The sequence below is a fragment of the Sphingomonas chlorellae genome (assembly GCF_056485145.1).
The window spans coordinates 45178-59705 of record NZ_JBQXXM010000007.1; the positions used below are offsets into that span (position 1 = coordinate 45178).

Annotated in this window: 13 protein-coding genes; 1 reads left to right on the forward strand and 12 read right to left on the reverse strand. The window is 67.7% G+C overall.

Annotation, left to right across the window (positions count from 1 at the left end; translation table 11 throughout):
* Positions 1-3 precede the first annotated feature (3 nt).
* Genes trbL through trbB form a run of 7 tightly spaced genes read right to left on the reverse strand, consistent with a single transcriptional unit; the run spans position 4 to position 6569 of the window.
* Entirely contained in the window at positions 4-1434 is a 1431-nt protein-coding gene (gene trbL / locus ACT3CF_RS16295; protein ID WP_478424550.1) for a P-type conjugative transfer protein TrbL, read from the reverse strand.
* 3 nt (positions 1435-1437) lie between these two features.
* The gene (trbK-alt, locus tag ACT3CF_RS16300; RefSeq protein ID WP_478424551.1) at positions 1438-1791 is read right to left on the reverse strand and encodes a putative entry exclusion protein TrbK-alt; all 354 of its coding nucleotides are present in this window, start codon (positions 1789-1791) and stop codon (positions 1438-1440) included.
* A 10-nt stretch (positions 1792-1801) separates the two neighbouring features.
* Positions 1802-2551, reverse strand: a complete 750-nt coding sequence (gene trbJ / locus ACT3CF_RS16305; RefSeq protein WP_478424552.1) for a P-type conjugative transfer protein TrbJ — start codon at positions 2549-2551, stop codon at positions 1802-1804.
* 5 nt (positions 2552-2556) lie between these two features.
* The gene (gene trbE, locus ACT3CF_RS16310; RefSeq protein ID WP_478424554.1) at positions 2557-4983 is read right to left on the reverse strand and encodes a conjugal transfer protein TrbE; all 2427 of its coding nucleotides are present in this window, start codon (positions 4981-4983) and stop codon (positions 2557-2559) included.
* A gap of 7 nt (positions 4984-4990) precedes the next feature.
* A complete protein-coding gene (locus ACT3CF_RS16315; RefSeq protein ID WP_478424556.1) occupies positions 4991-5269 on the reverse strand; it encodes a VirB3 family type IV secretion system protein in 279 nt (92 codons plus the stop codon).
* Positions 5269-5598, reverse strand: a complete 330-nt coding sequence (locus ACT3CF_RS16320) for a TrbC/VirB2 family type IV secretion system protein (protein ID WP_478424557.1) — start codon at positions 5596-5598, stop codon at positions 5269-5271. Before ACT3CF_RS16320 ends, ACT3CF_RS16315 begins: the two co-directional genes overlap by 1 nt.
* Positions 5595-6569, reverse strand: a complete 975-nt coding sequence (gene trbB / locus ACT3CF_RS16325; RefSeq protein ID WP_478424559.1) for a P-type conjugative transfer ATPase TrbB — start codon at positions 6567-6569, stop codon at positions 5595-5597. The genes ACT3CF_RS16320 and trbB overlap by 4 nt, the downstream gene beginning before the upstream one ends.
* A 252-nt stretch (positions 6570-6821) precedes the next feature.
* Here trbB and ACT3CF_RS16330 point away from each other — a divergent pair, with 252 nt between their 5' ends.
* Entirely contained in the window at positions 6822-7529 is a 708-nt protein-coding gene (locus tag ACT3CF_RS16330) for a hypothetical protein (protein WP_478424560.1), read from the forward strand.
* A gap of 25 nt (positions 7530-7554) precedes the next feature.
* Here ACT3CF_RS16330 and ACT3CF_RS16335 read toward each other — a convergent pair whose 3' ends face one another.
* The 5 genes from ACT3CF_RS16335 to ACT3CF_RS16355 all read right to left on the reverse strand — a co-directional run bounded on the left by ACT3CF_RS16335 (position 7555) and on the right by ACT3CF_RS16355 (position 14499).
* Positions 7555-8721, reverse strand: a complete 1167-nt coding sequence (locus ACT3CF_RS16335) for a hypothetical protein (RefSeq protein WP_478424562.1) — start codon at positions 8719-8721, stop codon at positions 7555-7557.
* 85 nt (positions 8722-8806) lie between these two features.
* The gene (locus ACT3CF_RS16340) at positions 8807-9718 is read right to left on the reverse strand and encodes a DUF6615 family protein (RefSeq protein ID WP_478424564.1); all 912 of its coding nucleotides are present in this window, start codon (positions 9716-9718) and stop codon (positions 8807-8809) included.
* A 615-nt stretch (positions 9719-10333) separates the two neighbouring features.
* Positions 10334-10774: a CopG family transcriptional regulator gene (locus ACT3CF_RS16345; RefSeq protein WP_478424566.1), complete on the reverse strand. Its 441-nt coding sequence runs from the start codon at positions 10772-10774 to the stop codon at positions 10334-10336.
* Positions 10771-12747 carry a conjugal transfer protein TraG gene (locus ACT3CF_RS16350; RefSeq protein ID WP_478424568.1) on the reverse strand — a complete coding sequence of 659 codons (1977 nt, stop codon included), beginning with the start codon at positions 12745-12747 and terminating at the stop codon, positions 10771-10773. Before ACT3CF_RS16350 ends, ACT3CF_RS16345 begins: the two co-directional genes overlap by 4 nt.
* A gap of 12 nt (positions 12748-12759) precedes the next feature.
* Positions 12760-14499, reverse strand: coding sequence for a relaxase/mobilization nuclease domain-containing protein (locus tag ACT3CF_RS16355; RefSeq protein ID WP_478424569.1), 1740 nt, complete (start codon positions 14497-14499; stop codon positions 12760-12762).
* Positions 14500-14528: the final 29 nt, after the last annotated feature.

A 14528-nucleotide genomic window follows, 5' to 3' on the forward strand; every position in this document is an offset into this window, starting at 1 on the left:
AGGCTACTCCTTGTCGGTCACGCTGACGGAAGCGCCGGCGCCGCGGCTGTCCCCGCCGTGCAGGGTGTGCGCGGCGACGCCGGCACCATGGGTGATGGCCTGGCTGCGCCGCATCGACCGCGCCCAGCCCGGCGCCGCCGCACGCTCGGGCGCGCTGCCCGAGGGCTCGCTCCCGGCCGGCACTGCCTCCGGCGCCGGGGGTGGCGCGGCTTCAGCACTGACGGCCGGCACCGGGACACCGCCGCTATCGCGCGCAATCGGTCCGGCTCCGGTGACGGGCCTGGGCACACCGCCGGTATCCCGCTCAACTGGCGCCGGCGTTGCTGCCGGTGTCGAGGAGGCCTTGGCCTCGGCGGGTTTGGCTGCCACGGCTCCCGCAGAACGGCGCAACGGCGACATCGCGCCGCCCGCCGCGCTGCGCCCGACATTGCCCAGGCCGGACGCAACCGCGCTCATCCCCGACTTGCCCGCGGCACCCGCGCGGTAGGCGCCGGCTGCCGAGCTGACCGTCCGCCCTGCACCGGCGAGCGCCGTGCCGGCGCCGCCAAGCGCCGCCCCGCCCATCGCGGCGCCGGCCGCCATGACACCGCCCGCTGCGAGCGCCGTGCCTGCGGCCGCCCCGGCGCCAAGCTGCGGGCCGCCCGAGACGATGCCGCTGGCGATGCCGGGACCGAAAATGCCCAAGCCCAGCAGGCAGAGCGCGCCGAGCATGATCGCCATGGCGTCCTCGATCGTCGGCTGGGCGTTGCCGATCGCGCTGGTGAATTCGGAGAAGAGCGTCGATCCGATTCCGACGATCACGGCCAATACCAGCACCTTGATGCCGGAGGAGACCACATTGCCGAGGACACGCTCGGCCATGAAGGCCGTCTTGCCGAACAGGCCGAACGGGATCAGCACGAACCCGCACAGCACCGTCAGCTTGAATTCGATGAGCGTTACGAAGAGCTGCACCGCCAGCACGAAGAAGGCGAGCAGCACGATCACCCAGGCGAACAGCAGGACGGCGATCTGGATGAAGTTCTCGAAGAAGCTGATATAGCCCATCAGCCCGGAGATGGACTCCAGGATCGGGCGCCCCGCATCGAGCCCGACCTGGGCGACGCGGCCCGGCTGGAGCAGTTCCGCCGCGGTGAAGCCGGTACCCGAGGCCTTGAGGCCCAGGCCGGCGAAGCTCTCGAACACGATCCTGGCGAGCGCGTTCCAGTTGCCGATGATATAAGCGAAGATGCCGACGAAGAGGGTCTTCTTGACCAGCCGGGCAAGGATGTCGTCCCCCTCTCCGAAGGTCCAGAACAGGGCGGCCAGCGTCACGTCGATGACGATCAGCGTCGTCGCGACGAAGGCGACCTCGCCTTGCAGCAGCCCGAACCCGCTATCGATGTAGCGCGTGAAGACCTCGAGAAACCGGTCGATGACGCCCGTGCCGCCCATGGTTCAATGCTCCTTGGAAAGGTCGTCCGCCCTCGGCCGGTCGATACGGCCGACGGCATCCGCCCCCACAGTTCCCGCCGGGCTGGGCTCGACCGGTCGCGCATGGCCGAGCCCCAGGAAGCGCCGCCGGTTCTCCGCCCAGGCAGCAAGGCAGCCTCGATCGGAACCGGCTGCCTCACCGGCCAGCTGGCATTGCAGCAACCGCGCCTGCAGCGGGTCGACAGGCGCCGCGGTCTCGGCCGGCATGGGCTCGAGGGCAACGGGCCTAGCGACGCCGCGCAGCGTCAGCGCCGCGAGGCCCAGTGCTACACCCAGACAGGCAAAGGCGCCGATGCGCGCGGAGGTGCGGATGCCCATCGCCGCGGCCTCAATTGTGGAACATCCGAGCGGTGCCCGGCTGGTAGCCGGTTCCCGGAGCCAGGAAGCGGCGGAGCTGTTCGCGCGCCTGATCCTGCGCGGCGGCGCGCTGCGAGGCTTCCAGTGCCTGCGCCCGTCCCTGCGCCGCCAGCAGGGCCGTCAGGTCGGCGAGCTGACGCGCCTGAAGGGCGAGGAGCTGATTGCCCGCCTGGGTCGCCTGCAACGCGCCCGATGCGGACTGGCTCGAGCCGACCAGCCGGTCCATGGCGTCGCGCGAGCCCTCGATATTTCCGACGATGCCGGCCTGCAGCTTGAGCGCATCCTCGAACGCGGCGACGCTGTCTTCCCAGCGTGCACGGGCATTGTCGACCAGGGCCTTGTCCGAACCGGACATGCTGGCCGGGCGGTAGCGGGTGTCGAAGGCCTGGTCGATCGACTGGACCGAATAGGCGATACGCTGGGCGCCCCCGAGCAGCTGCTGGGTCTGGCGCAGCTGGGCCTGGAGCTCGGCGAGCGAGGAGAATGGCAGGGAGGCCAGGTTCTTCGCGTCGTTGACGAGCCCCTGGGCTTCGTTCTGAAGCGAGCGGATCTGGTTGTTGATCTGCTCCAGCGTCCGCGCCGCGGTCAGCACATTCTGCGAATAGTTGCTGGGATCATAGACGATCCCGCCGAACTGGGCGTACGCCGGCGCGGCGGTGCCGGCGATGAGCAGCGCCGCCACAGTGGAAAGCGCGGCACGGCGGAACAGGGGGGTACGCATGACAGTCACTCCTGGTCGGCAAGGGGAAGAAGGTCCGCGGCCCAGTCGAGGCCGCGGGCGCGCAGCCACGCAGCCGCAAAGCCCGCGCGGCCATGGGCCTCGAGAAGGTCGGCGATCTGGCGCTGGTCGGTACGCGAGGAGGCAGCGGCAAAGGCGAGCGCCACTTCGCCCAACCCGAGATCGAAGAGGCGGTTGCCGCGGCGCGACTGGCAGTAATAGTCGCGCTTGGGGGTAGCCCTGGCGAGGATCTCGATCTGGCGGTCGTTCAATCCGAAGCGCCGATAGATGCCGGCGATCTGCGGCTCGAAGGCACGCTCGTTCGGCAGGAATATCCGGGTCGGGCAGCTCTCCACGATCGCCGGCGCGATCGCCGAGGTCTCGATATCGGCCAGGCTCTGCGTCGCGAAGACGACGCTGGCGTTCTTCTTGCGCAGCGTCTTCAGCCACTCGCGCAGCTGTCCGGCAAAGGCCGGGCTGTCGAGAACGAGCCAGCCCTCGTCGATGACGAGCAGCGTCGGCGCGCCGTCGAGATGCGCCTCGATCCGGTGGAAGAGATAGGACAGCACCGCCGGGGCCGCGGCGCTGCCGATCAGGCCCTCGGTCTCGAAGGCCTGGACGCGCGCCTCGCCGAGATGCTCGCTCTCGGCGTCGAGCAGCTGGCCGTGCGGCCCGCCAACGCAATAGGGCGCGAGCGCCTGCTTGAGCGGCTGCGACTGGAGCAGGACGGCGAGCCCGGTGAGCGTACGCTCCGCGATGGGTGCGGAGGAGAGCGACCCCAGGGCCGCCCAGAGATGTTCCTTGGCCTGCGGATCGACTGCCACCCCCTCGGCGGCGAGGATGGCGGCGAGCCATTCGGCAGCCCAGCTGCGCTCCGCCAAGTCGTCGATGCGCGCGAGCGGCTGGAGCCGAACCCCGCCCTCCCCGCCCCGGGCGGAGGCTGCGCCCAGATCCTGCCAGTCGCCGCCCATTGCCAGGGCGGCGGCGCGGATCGAACCACCGAAGTCGAAGGCGAACACCTGCGCCTCCGCATAGCGGCGGAACTGCATCGCCATCAGCGCGAGGAGCACGGACTTGCCCGCACCGGTCGGGCCGACGACCAGCGTGTGGCCGACATCGCCGACATGCAGCGAGAAACGAAAGGGCGTCGATCCCTCGGTGCGCGCGAAGAACAGCGGAGGTGCTGCGAAATGCTCATCCTGCGCCGGCCCTGCCCAAACCGCCGACAGCGGCACCATGTGCGCGAGGTTCAGCGTCGAGACCGGCGGCTGGCGGACATTTGCATAGACGTGCCCTGGCAGGCTGCCGAGCCAAGCCTCGACGGCGTTCATGCCCTCGGCGATCACGGTGAAGTCGCGGCCCTGGATCACTTTCTCGACCAGGCGCAGCTTCTCGGCCGCGAGGCCGGGGTCCGCGTCCCAGACGGTGACCGTCGCCGTGACATAGGCCTGGCCGACCAGATCGCTGCCCAGCTCCTGCAAGGCGAGATCGGCATCGCCCGCCTTGTTCGCGGCGTCGCTGTCGAGCAGCACCGATGCCTCGTTGGTCATCACCTCCTTGAGGATGGCCGCGATCGACTTGCGCTTGGCGAACCATTGCCGCCGGATCCGTGCGAGCAGCTTGGTCGCGTCGGTCTTATCGAGCGTGATCGCGCGCGTGACCCAGCGATAGGGGAATGCCAGCCGGTTGAGATCGTCGAGCAACCCCGGAAAGGTCGCGGTGGGAAAGCCGGTGACGGTCAGCGTCCGCAAATGCTGCCCGCCCAGCCGCGGCTCGAGACCACCGACCAGCGGTTCGACCGCGAGGATCGCGTCGAGATACATTGGCGTCTCGGGGACGCGGACGCGCTGGCGCTGGGTCGAGACTGTCGAATGGAGATAGGTGAGCGTCTCGGCGTCACCCAGCCAGCGCGCTTCCGGCACGAACCCTTCAAGAAGCTGAAGCAACCGCGCACTGCGATCGACGAAGCTCGCGAGCAGCTCGTTCGGATCGACGCCGGTTCGAGACCGCCCTTCATACAACAGGCTCTCCGCCCGAGCGGCGTCCTCGGCGGGTGGCATCCATTGCAGGGTCAGGAAATAGGCGCTCTCATAGTGCGCACCTTCCTCGGCGAACTGCTCGCGGCGTTCCCGGTCGACCAGCGCCGATACCGGGTCCGGGAAGCGGTTGCGCGGATAGTCCTGTGCCGGCACGCGCTGCGCCTCGACGAAGATCGCCCAGCCCGAGCCCAGGCGGCGCAGCGCGCCATTCAGCCTGCCCGTGGTCGCGACCAGCTCGGCCGGTGTCGCGGAATCCAGGTCGGGGCCGCGGATCGCAGCGGAGCGCTGGAGGGAACCGTCCTTGTTCAGCACCACACCGGGCGCGATCAACGCGGCCCAGGGCAGATAATCGGCAAGGGCAGCACCACGGGGGCGATATTCGCGAAGCGACATCATGGCCGCCTCACGCGCGCAGATAGGCGGGATAGCGCAGGTGCCGCCGCCCGACCTCGAGGAACTGGGGATCGCGGCGCGCCGCCCAGACAGCCGCTGCATGGCCGACCGCCCAGAGGAGCAGCCCGACCAGCCAGAGGCGCAGGCCGAGACCGACGGCACCGGCCAGGGTGCCGTTGACGATCGCGACCGAGCGCGGGGCGCCGCCAAGCAGGATCTGCTCGGTCAGCGCCCGGTGCACGGGGGCGAAATAGCCGGGGATGGCCGCGCCGGGATCGAGCGTTTCCATCAGACCAGCGCCCCGCCGCCGAAGCTGAAGAAGCTCAGGAAGAAGGAGCTGGCGGCAAAGGCGATACTCAGCCCGAACACGATCTGGATCAGCCGGCGGAAGCCGCCCGAGGTCTCGCCGAAGGCGAGCGTCAGGCCGGTGGTGATGATGATGATCACCGCGACGATCTTGGCGACAGGCCCCTCGATGCTCTCGAGGATCGACTGGAGCGGCGTCTCCCAGGGCATGGAGGAGCCCGAGGCATGGGCCGGTGCAGCGCAGAGTGCGGTGAGCGTGCTGGAAGCAAAAGCCGCGAGGCGCAGGCGAACAGATAACGGCGGGCGGTTCATACGGGGTCTCCGTTGGCGAGGAAGTGAAGGCGGTATTCGCCTGAGGGCTCGAGACCCTCGACGCGGGCGAGCTCGGCGAGGCGGCGGCCGGTGCTGTCGCGGACGAGGACGGCGATCAGGCCGATCGTCTCGGCGATCAGTGGCCGCTGGACCGTGGTGACGGCTTCCTGGATCAGCTGCTCGAGGCGGCGCAGCGCGCCGAGGGCGGAGCCGGCATGGATGGTCCCGAAGCCGCCGGGATGGCCGGTGCCCCATGCCTTGAGCAGGTCGAGCGCCTCGGCGCCCCGCACCTCGCCGATCGGGATACGGTCCGGACGCAGGCGCAGCGACGAGCGCACCAGCTCGGTCAGGGAGGCCGCGCCCTCCTTGGTCCGCATCGCGACCAGGTTGGGCGCGGTGCACTGGAGCTCCCGGGTATCCTCGATCAAGACGATGCGGTCGTTGCTTTCGGCGATCTCGGCCAGAAGCGCATTGGTCAGCGTGGTCTTGCCGGTCCCGGTCCCACCGGCGACAAGAATATTCTCCCGCCCGGCGACGCCGGCGCGCAGCGCCGCGCACTGACCGGGCGACATGATCCCGGTCGCGACATAGTCGTCGAGCGTGAAGACGGCGACCGCAGGCTTGCGGATCGCGAAGGCCGGACCGGTCACCACCGGCGGCAGCAGCCCCTCGAAGCGCTCGCCGGTCTCGGGCAGTTCCGCCGACACGCGCGGCGCCCAGGCATGGACCTCGCTGCCGACATGATGCGCGACCAGCCGAATGATGCGCTCACCATCGGCCGCCAACACCGTCATGCCGGTATCGGCAAGACCCGATCCGAGGCGATCCACCCAAAGCCGTCCGTCCGGATTGAGCATGATCTCGACGATCTCGCGGTCGTCGAGCCAGGCAGCGATGGACGCGCCAAGCGCGGTCCGCAGCATCTTCGCGCCGCGGCGCGAAGCTTCGGAACGGGCTGGCGATACGGTCATGCGGGTCACCCTGTTCTGGAGCCGGCGCAACGATCGGCCGACGACAGGGGCGACTAAGGAGGCAGCAAAATCTCTTTAGGCAACAAGAACTTCATGCCGTCGTACCCTGGCGTCGATAAAGAAAGGCCAGGCTAGATCACCCGGGCTCCGGGCGGCGCTCGATCGGCAATTCTCTTCTGGAATCAAACGAATCACTGGGCGTAGACAGAGCCGACGGCCAAAAACACATCTGTTCGGAGGAATCTTTGTCGAATGCTGATCGCGGCTCTGAAGCTGATCGCCGTGGTGATCGCATTCTGCTTGCTGACATTGTGGGAGCGGTTTGACGTGATCGGGTTGATCCGGGAATGGCAAACGCTGATCGGCAGCTTCATCGCGCTGGGGGCGGCATGGGTCGCGGTTCGTCCGGTCTGGCGGCAGCTCAACCGCATGGAGATTCAGACCGACGCCATGGTGCGCGACGCCTCAGTCGCCCGGATAAGGGATGCCGAATGGTCGCGTGACAACATGCCTGCGGCCATCACGGCCTTCCTCAGCGATGCCCGACATGATCTCGAACCCATTGAGGACGAAGAAATCGAGATCACGCCAGAGGCCGCGCATCACTGGTCGGGAACCTTGTCGATGGCCAAGAACAGTTTCGCGTCGGTGGCGGCAAGCCGGCTGGATGTCGAAAGCATCGAGGCGATCAAGCAGAAGATCATCAAGGCGTCGGAGACCTTGATTGCTGCGCTGGACGCCATTGTCGCACCGCATTCGGTGGACGCGGAGGAGCATGATCTGGGCCCTGACGACATCGCCAAGATGGAGGCCGAGGGAGCCGAAGCCGAGACGAAGGTGCCCGACCTAATGTGGGAGTTAAGCAAGGCGGTTCGTGCCTTGCTTGACGCACGTAACCAGGAACTCGATCAGCTTCGTCGCCGGCTACGTCAGATCGACGACCGTCTCGCCGCAAACTGAACCCGAAACGAACACCTCCCTAGGTTTATCGTCCCATGCTCATGAGAAAATCATCGAGTTTCTCGAACATGATATTCTCAGGCGGATCCCCGGCATCCGCTCCTTCGAGCATGGCGCAGAGTTCGGCCATGCTGATCGCGAGCACGAGCGTCCCGCGATCGCGTAGGGTCTGCTCGGCGGCGACGCGCGCATTGTCCGTGCTGCCCTCCCGGGCAAAAATGATCGCGACTGTGCGCAGCCCCTTATCGAACAAATATTTGGCGGTGAGTTCGATTTCGTCCTGGCCGATCGGGTTCGCTGAATTCTTCGCTTCGAACACGACGTAGCGGGTCGAGAAATCGGATTCGATCATGGACCAGAAGGAACTGCCGACCGATCGGATACGGCAGATCAGGTCCATGCGATGATGACCGCCGCCGCTTCGCTGCTGCTGCGTGGGCCGGTGCAATTCCTTGCCGAACAGAAACTTCACGGCATCGGCACAGCCAGCCTCATAGGCTTGCCAGCCCGCGGGCCCGGCAGGCGTCGCGCGCAACCTCGCCGCAATCACCGCGCCGGGAGGGAGCTGCAGGTCGGCGACACCAGCCTGAGTCGTTGCCGGTGCCCGATTGGAAATCGGGGTGGTGCTGAAGAGATCCTCCGGCACTTCGCGCCCGGCCGCTTTGGGAGACTGCGCAAGCGGGCCCACACGCGCGGGTGCCGACGACCATTCCATGACGGTATCGATGGCGAGCACATCCAGCTTCTCGTCGAGCTCGGCGCTGGCGCTCGCCAAGGTCTGAAGGCGATTGAGCGACCAGATTTCGATTGAGGGTTCGGCTTGTGCCTGGAGTTCTTCCAGCGCTTCCTCGGTGAGGTCGAACGAGACGAGAACGATTCCACGGGCGAAGCGTCCCTGTTGAACGATATGGCGCATATGGGCGATGGCATCGACAATCCGGCGGCGCCAGTCCGTCTGCCAGCGAAACATCTTGAACTCGATCGCCCAGGGCGCATCTTCACCCGCCGGCGTGAAGGACAGGTCCGGGATGAAACGCAGTTCCTCCCAGAGGTCCTCATCGTCGGGCTCTTCGTCGGGCTGAAGGACATGGGCCTGGCCGACATTCGGCTGGCTCAAAATCTCGGCGATCAGCTCGAGCCATTCATGGGTCAGTCCCATGGTCTCGATATGGAGGTCCTTCATCGAACCCATTGGCGCGTCCAGTCCTGCAGATTGACCGGCAGCTTACACACTCGATCGCGGCGGCTCCAAGCCGATGATTGCCTCCGATCCGGCGCTATGCATCGCCTGGACCATTGCCAGAGATCAGAACCACCCGCGGGCGCTTCACCCGTGCCGGCACGATCCTTTCGCCGCGACGCTCTATCGCCGTTCGAATGATTGCAGGGATCTGAGGCGCGTCGGATTGGGGCTGGGTTTCTCGAAATGTGCGATTGGCGGTCTGCAGTCCGCCGAGTGCCCGCAGCTCGGAAGCGGTCGGGATGCGCAGCGTTTGGCCGTAGCCCGCCAGTCCGCTGCGCGACTCGATTGCGCCTTCAACCGAAGCTCGCACCTCGGCGGGCAAGGGTATCTCCGGGCCGCCGCCAGGGCGTGGCGGGCAGAGGATCGTCGAAAGCGGAAAGAAGAGCGGCTGAAGCGAGCCGATACGCTTGAAGGGCAATCGCTTGGGCTTGACCCGGACCATCGCCTTTACGCGCTCACGGATCTCCCAGCCGCTCGCCAGCTCGATGCCGGAGACCGTGTCGCCGGAGGCGGTGCAGACATGTGCAGGATTGTAGAAGGCGTAGAGCGGGATCGTCGGGATCGCTTCCCTGCCTAGCCCACCGACCAACAAACGAGACTGGTTACCGCTATTGTGAGGGTGCGCGAGTTCCGCGTAGGAACCGATCATCCAGTTATGACCGTGGGGCGTGAGCCGCTTCGCCTGGATGCGAAACTGGATGGCATCGTCGGTAGCCGGATCGACAACGACAAGATCGAAGTCACCACCTGTCTTGGCCTCGGGTGGCGTCAGCACCACGACATCGCTGCCCGGCAGCGAGAGTAGCGAAGCGATCAGGATGTCGGTGATGCTGTCCTCGCGGAAGCGCCGCTTGAGATGCTGCTCCAGATCGAGAAACTCGGCGATCATCGGCGGCAGCCGCGAGGCAAGATCACATGGCGACTTGAAGACTGGCGCGATCGGCAATCCACCCCCCTTTTCGCATGAACGTCACCTGGGCAGGCTAGTGCGCAAGCGCGACGACCTGGCCGATCATCGCTGGAACATGGCCAAAGGCCAGTGTGATGAGCGCGCCCACTAGGATGGGAACTACCACAAATGCGCATACGGCCAGGAAAGCGAGTAAGGTAGATCCTCGCTCGTTGAACGACTTTACGATCTGCACGAGGGCTTGCCACTTATTCACGGCGCAACTCCAGCTTAAAAATCCATGCTGGGGTTGGATGGCGCAACTCCTTCGGAGTGTGTGGGCGGTTTCAGTGGCCTACGTCAACAGGCCGCACTTGTGGAAAGCCCATACGTGCACAGGAAAATCGCGCCCGCGCGTCTACCAGGAACCGGAGAATTCCGACGTTCACCGGTGGATATTGGCGCCGGCCCGACCTGCCTTAATCGTCCCGGCCGTGATTGACGTAGACGAAGATCTCCTTGTTGAAGGCGCATCGGATCTGACACGGCGGGTTGCCGACCAGTGACTTCGAGAACAGTTCGGTCGAGAATGCGCCACCGAGCCGAAGCTCCGAGGGACCACGCACCTTCGTCGGAGATCAGCACCTCGATATCGGTGGGCCGAAAGGCCCCTCACACGCGGGCGCTACCGCCCGGTGCCTTTGGCGCGGTATCCTCGGAGATCTCATTTCTCAGCCGGGGCCCGAATTCCATACGGCGATTCAAGGTCTCGACGAACCGTTCCCAGCGTTCCTTACCCATCGCCTGCGCCGCGGCGAGCGCGGTGTCCGGCAGCGGCGGATTGTTGACGAGCCAGAACCGGACGAACAATGCCAGGGTCTCGTTGCCCAGCTCGACGTGCCAGGCGAGCCTGTCGGCCTGGCGCGTCATCCGGTCGAGGCGCCGGCTTAGCACCGCCTCGAGATGCTCGGCGCTGTCGCCCGACAGGAACGAGGTCAGTGCGGTCTCCACGACCAGCGCCTGGGGTACCCGCTTGCGCGCCGCATAGTCGGCCAGCTCCTTCGACAAGGCAGGGGGCAGGCGAAAGGTATGCTTGATGCGTAGCCCGCTCACAGCTCGATCCCGTCCTTGGGATCGAGCGATGCCTGCCGCGCCGAACTCCGCATGCGGACGTCCATCCGGCGTGCGCCGGCTGCATCGTCGGCAGCGCCATCGTCGAACTCGAACTCGCCCGGAGGCACTGCCGGCGCCGGCGGCGCGATCTCCTGCTCGATCGGCAGTTCGGGCTCCCGGCGAATACCGCCATTCGCAGCGTCGCCGCCCTGTCCTTGCCGGCCCTCGGTCGCGGCAGGCCGGGCGGGCGCGGGCATGTCGGTCCAATCGTTGGAGCGCGCGTCGTTGGCGGAAGCAAGAGTCGGCGGGCCGAGGACACGCTCGGTCAGCCGCCGGTCGAGGAAGTAGCGCACCTTGCTGGCGCGGATCGGATGCACGCCTGCCACCATCACGATCTCGTCATCGGCCGGCAGCTGCATGACCTCGCCCGGCGTCAGCAGCGCGCGGGCAGTCTCGGTCCGCGAGACCATCAGGTGGCCGAGCCAAGGCGAAAGCCGGTGCCCGGCATAGTTCTTCATCGCGCGCATCTCGGTCGCGGTGCCGAGCGCGTCCGAAATGCGCTTGGCCGTCCTTTCGTCATTGGTCGCGAAGCTCACCCGGACATGGCAATTGTCGAGGATGGCGTTGTTGGGGCCGTAAGCCTTCTCGATCTGGTTGAGCGACTGGGCGATCAGGAATGCCTTGAGGCCATAGCCGGCCATGAAGGCGAGCGCGGACTCGAAGAAGTCGAGCCGGCCGAGCGCCGGGAATTCGTCGAGCATCAGCAGCACGCGGTGGCGCTTCGCGCGCGGCCGCAGCTCCTCGGTGAGACGGCGGCCGATCTGGTTGAGGAGCAGCCGGATCAGCGGCTTGGTGCGGCTGATGTCGGAAGGCGGCACGACCAGATAGAGCGTCGCCGGCCGGACGCCATCGACCAGGTCGGCGATCCGCCAGTCCGACCGGCTGGTGACCGCCGCGACCACCGGATCGCGGTAGAGCCCGAGGAAGGACATGGCGGTGGACAGCACGCCGGATCGCTCATTCTCGGACTTGTTGAACAGCTCGCGGGCGGCCGAGGCGACGACCGGATGCACCCCCGCCTCCCCCAGGTGCCTTGTCGACATCATCGCAGCCAGCGTCGCTTCGATCGGCCTCCTGGGATCGGACAGGAAGGCAGCCACCCCGGCAAGCGTCTTGTCGGGCTCGGCGTAGAGGACGTGGAGGATCGCGCCGACGAGCAGCGCGTGGCTGGTCTTTTCCCAGTGGTTGCGCCGCTCGAGCGACCCTTCGGGATCGACCAGCACATCGGCGACATTCTGCACGTCGCGCACTTCCCATTCGCCGCGGCGCACCTCGAGCAGCGGATTATAGGCCGAGGACGCCGCATTGGTCGGGTCGAACAACAGCACTGCGCCCAGCCGCGCGCGAAAGCCCGCGGTCAGGGTCCAGTTCTCGCCCTTGATGTCGTGGACGATCGCCGAGCCGGCCCAGGTCAGCAGCGAGGGCACGACCAGGCCAACGCCCTTGCCCGAGCGGGTCGGCGCGAAGCACAGGACATGCTCGGGACCGTCATGGCGCAGATAGTCGCGGCCAAGCCGGCCAAGCACGACGCCATCGTCGCCGAGCAGTCTGGCCGCCCTGACTTCGGGCGCCGTCGCCCAGCGGGCCGAGCCATAGGTCTCGGCCGCCCGGCGCTCGCGGGCCCGCCAGACCGACATGGCGACGGCGACCATCACCGAGGCGATCCCGCCCGACGCGGCGATATAGGCGCCGGTCAGAAAGATATCGGGCGCATAGGCGTCATAGCTGAACCACCACCAGAAAAAGGCCGGCGGCGGATAGACGGGATAGCCATGGATCTCGAACCAGGCCGGCCCGAGCCCTGGCTGATAGCCGAGCGCCGCGGCGGTCCACTGCGTCGCGCCCCAGACCGTTGCGAGCACGATCCCCAGCACGACGCAGACCTGCCCCCAGAGGATCTTCGAGGATTGCATGGACTTCTCCTCCTAAAGCCCGAGACCGCGGCGGCGGCCCAGGGCCCAATCGACGCCGCCCGGGGCGATGGTGCCGGTGACATGCTGGCCCAGATGCGCATCGAGCGCCGGTCGCCACGGGACCAGCTGGAAGCCGAGGCCATTGTCGATCATCGCGAAGCGCCCCGAGGCGAGCGTGAGGCGCTCGCGATAGACGCCGGCGACCGGCGCGCCAGCCAGCGCGTCCTGGGGTGCCAGGCCGGTCCGTGCGGCGATGCGGGCAGAGGCTTCGCGCAGTTCCGCTGCGCGCAAGGTCTCGATCAGATTGGCGGACAGCCGGACCGTGCCGCCTCGCCGGACGGCCAGCCCCTCGCGCACCAGATGGTCTTCGCGGGCCCTCATGGCGGCGCGGATCTCCGCCCCGAAACCTTCCGTCGCCGGGATGAAATCCGAGGCGAGCAATTGCCGGTCGAGCCAGGTCGCGCCCCGCGCCGAGACCTGCCGGTCGAGCGCCAGGTCGCTGCGTACCGCGAGCACCGCGCGATCGGCCCCGCGCGCGTCGCGCCACTGGCGCAGCTCGACGATCGCGCCTGGCGCCGCGTCACCGGTCAGCGCGATATCGGCGAAGCGTAGATGATGATGGCGACCGTCCGCGCCATCGACCACCGCCCAGGCGGTGCCGGCCAACTCGTCCTGCAGCCCGCGATCCACCAGGCGTCCAAGCACCGCCTCACCCGGTACCGCGCCATGGATGGCGAGCCGGCTGTCATGGACGGCGTGGCCCGCCGCGTGCATCGCCCGGTGCATCGTCCTGATGATGTCGCCGCGGTCGCCGAGGTCGCGCAGCACCGCTTCCGTGCCGGGCTTCAGCTGCCAGCGCCCCGGCCCGGATGGCGTCGCGAGCCCGAGGCGCTCGAGCGTCTGGGCACGGCCCGTCAGCAACCGGTCTCGCCGGCTCGGTGCCCCGCCCTGCTCGGGCCGGAGATCGACCACGCCCCGATCGTCCGCCCGCGCGCCCAGCTGGCGGTCGAGGCCGGTCCAGCGCTCCGCCGAGACTTCGCGCTGCAAGGCCTGCTCGATCTCCTGCGCGGAGCGCGGCCCAAGCTCGAGGGTGACACGCGCCTCCGCCCGGTCGCGCATGCCGTGCGCGATATAGTCGCGGTCGATCACGAGGTCGCGGCCATCCTCGCCGACACCGCGCACCAGGACATGAACATGGGGGTTGTCGGTGTTCCAGTGATCGACCGCGACCCAGTCGAGCCGGGTGCCGAGGTCGCGGGCGACATCGTCCATCAGCTCGCGGGTGAAGCCGCGCAGGTCGGCGAGCTCGCCGGCATCCTCCGGCGAGACGATGAAGCGGAAATGATGCCGGTCCTCCTCGCAGCGCGAAGCAAAGGCCTTGCCGTCCGCCTGTTCGCCGCGCGCGTCGAACATGCAGGCGTCGCGCCCGTCGCGGGTGACACCGTCGCGTTCGAGATAGGCGATGTGCCGGGCCAGCGGCGCGGCGCGGAAATGGGCGCCGTGGTGGCGCACCACCCGCGCCTTGATCACGACCCGGCGCGACGCCGGCGACCGGCGACCGACCAGCGCCGCCGCCCGGCCGCGACCGAGCCGTCCGGTACCATGGCTTGCGCGCCCCGGACGTCTGGCCAGGCCCGCCCGCGCGGCGGCGCGCTTGACCTGCGCAGCCAGGCTCTGCGAGCGCAGGCGCCGCGCCCCCCGGTTGCCGATCTTGCCGGGCCGGACCCGGAAATCGTCCTCGGTGCCCATCATGCCGGCTCCCGACACACTGCCAGCGCCTG

Bases quoted from the DNA above. Each gene is read 5' to 3' on its own strand.
- trbL (WP_478424550.1), bottom strand. From the start codon at position 1,434: ATGGGCGGCACGGGCGTCATCGACCGGTTTCTCGAGGTCTTCACGCGC.
- trbK-alt (WP_478424551.1), bottom strand. From the start codon at position 1,791: ATGGGCATCCGCACCTCCGCGCGCATCGGCGCCTTTGCCTGTCTGGGT.
- trbJ (WP_478424552.1), bottom strand. From the start codon at position 2,551: ATGCGTACCCCCCTGTTCCGCCGTGCCGCGCTTTCCACTGTGGCGGCG.
- trbE (WP_478424554.1), bottom strand. From the start codon at position 4,983: ATGATGTCGCTTCGCGAATATCGCCCCCGTGGTGCTGCCCTTGCCGAT.
- ACT3CF_RS16315 (WP_478424556.1), bottom strand. From the start codon at position 5,269: ATGGAAACGCTCGATCCCGGCGCGGCCATCCCCGGCTATTTCGCCCCC.
- ACT3CF_RS16320 (WP_478424557.1), bottom strand. From the start codon at position 5,598: ATGAACCGCCCGCCGTTATCTGTTCGCCTGCGCCTCGCGGCTTTTGCT.
- trbB (WP_478424559.1), bottom strand. From the start codon at position 6,569: ATGACCGTATCGCCAGCCCGTTCCGAAGCTTCGCGCCGCGGCGCGAAG.
- ACT3CF_RS16330 (WP_478424560.1), top strand. From the start codon at position 6,822: ATGCTGATCGCGGCTCTGAAGCTGATCGCCGTGGTGATCGCATTCTGC.
- ACT3CF_RS16335 (WP_478424562.1), bottom strand. From the start codon at position 8,721: ATGGGTTCGATGAAGGACCTCCATATCGAGACCATGGGACTGACCCAT.
- ACT3CF_RS16350 (WP_478424568.1), bottom strand. From the start codon at position 12,747: ATGCAATCCTCGAAGATCCTCTGGGGGCAGGTCTGCGTCGTGCTGGGG.
- ACT3CF_RS16355 (WP_478424569.1), bottom strand. From the start codon at position 14,499: ATGATGGGCACCGAGGACGATTTCCGGGTCCGGCCCGGCAAGATCGGC.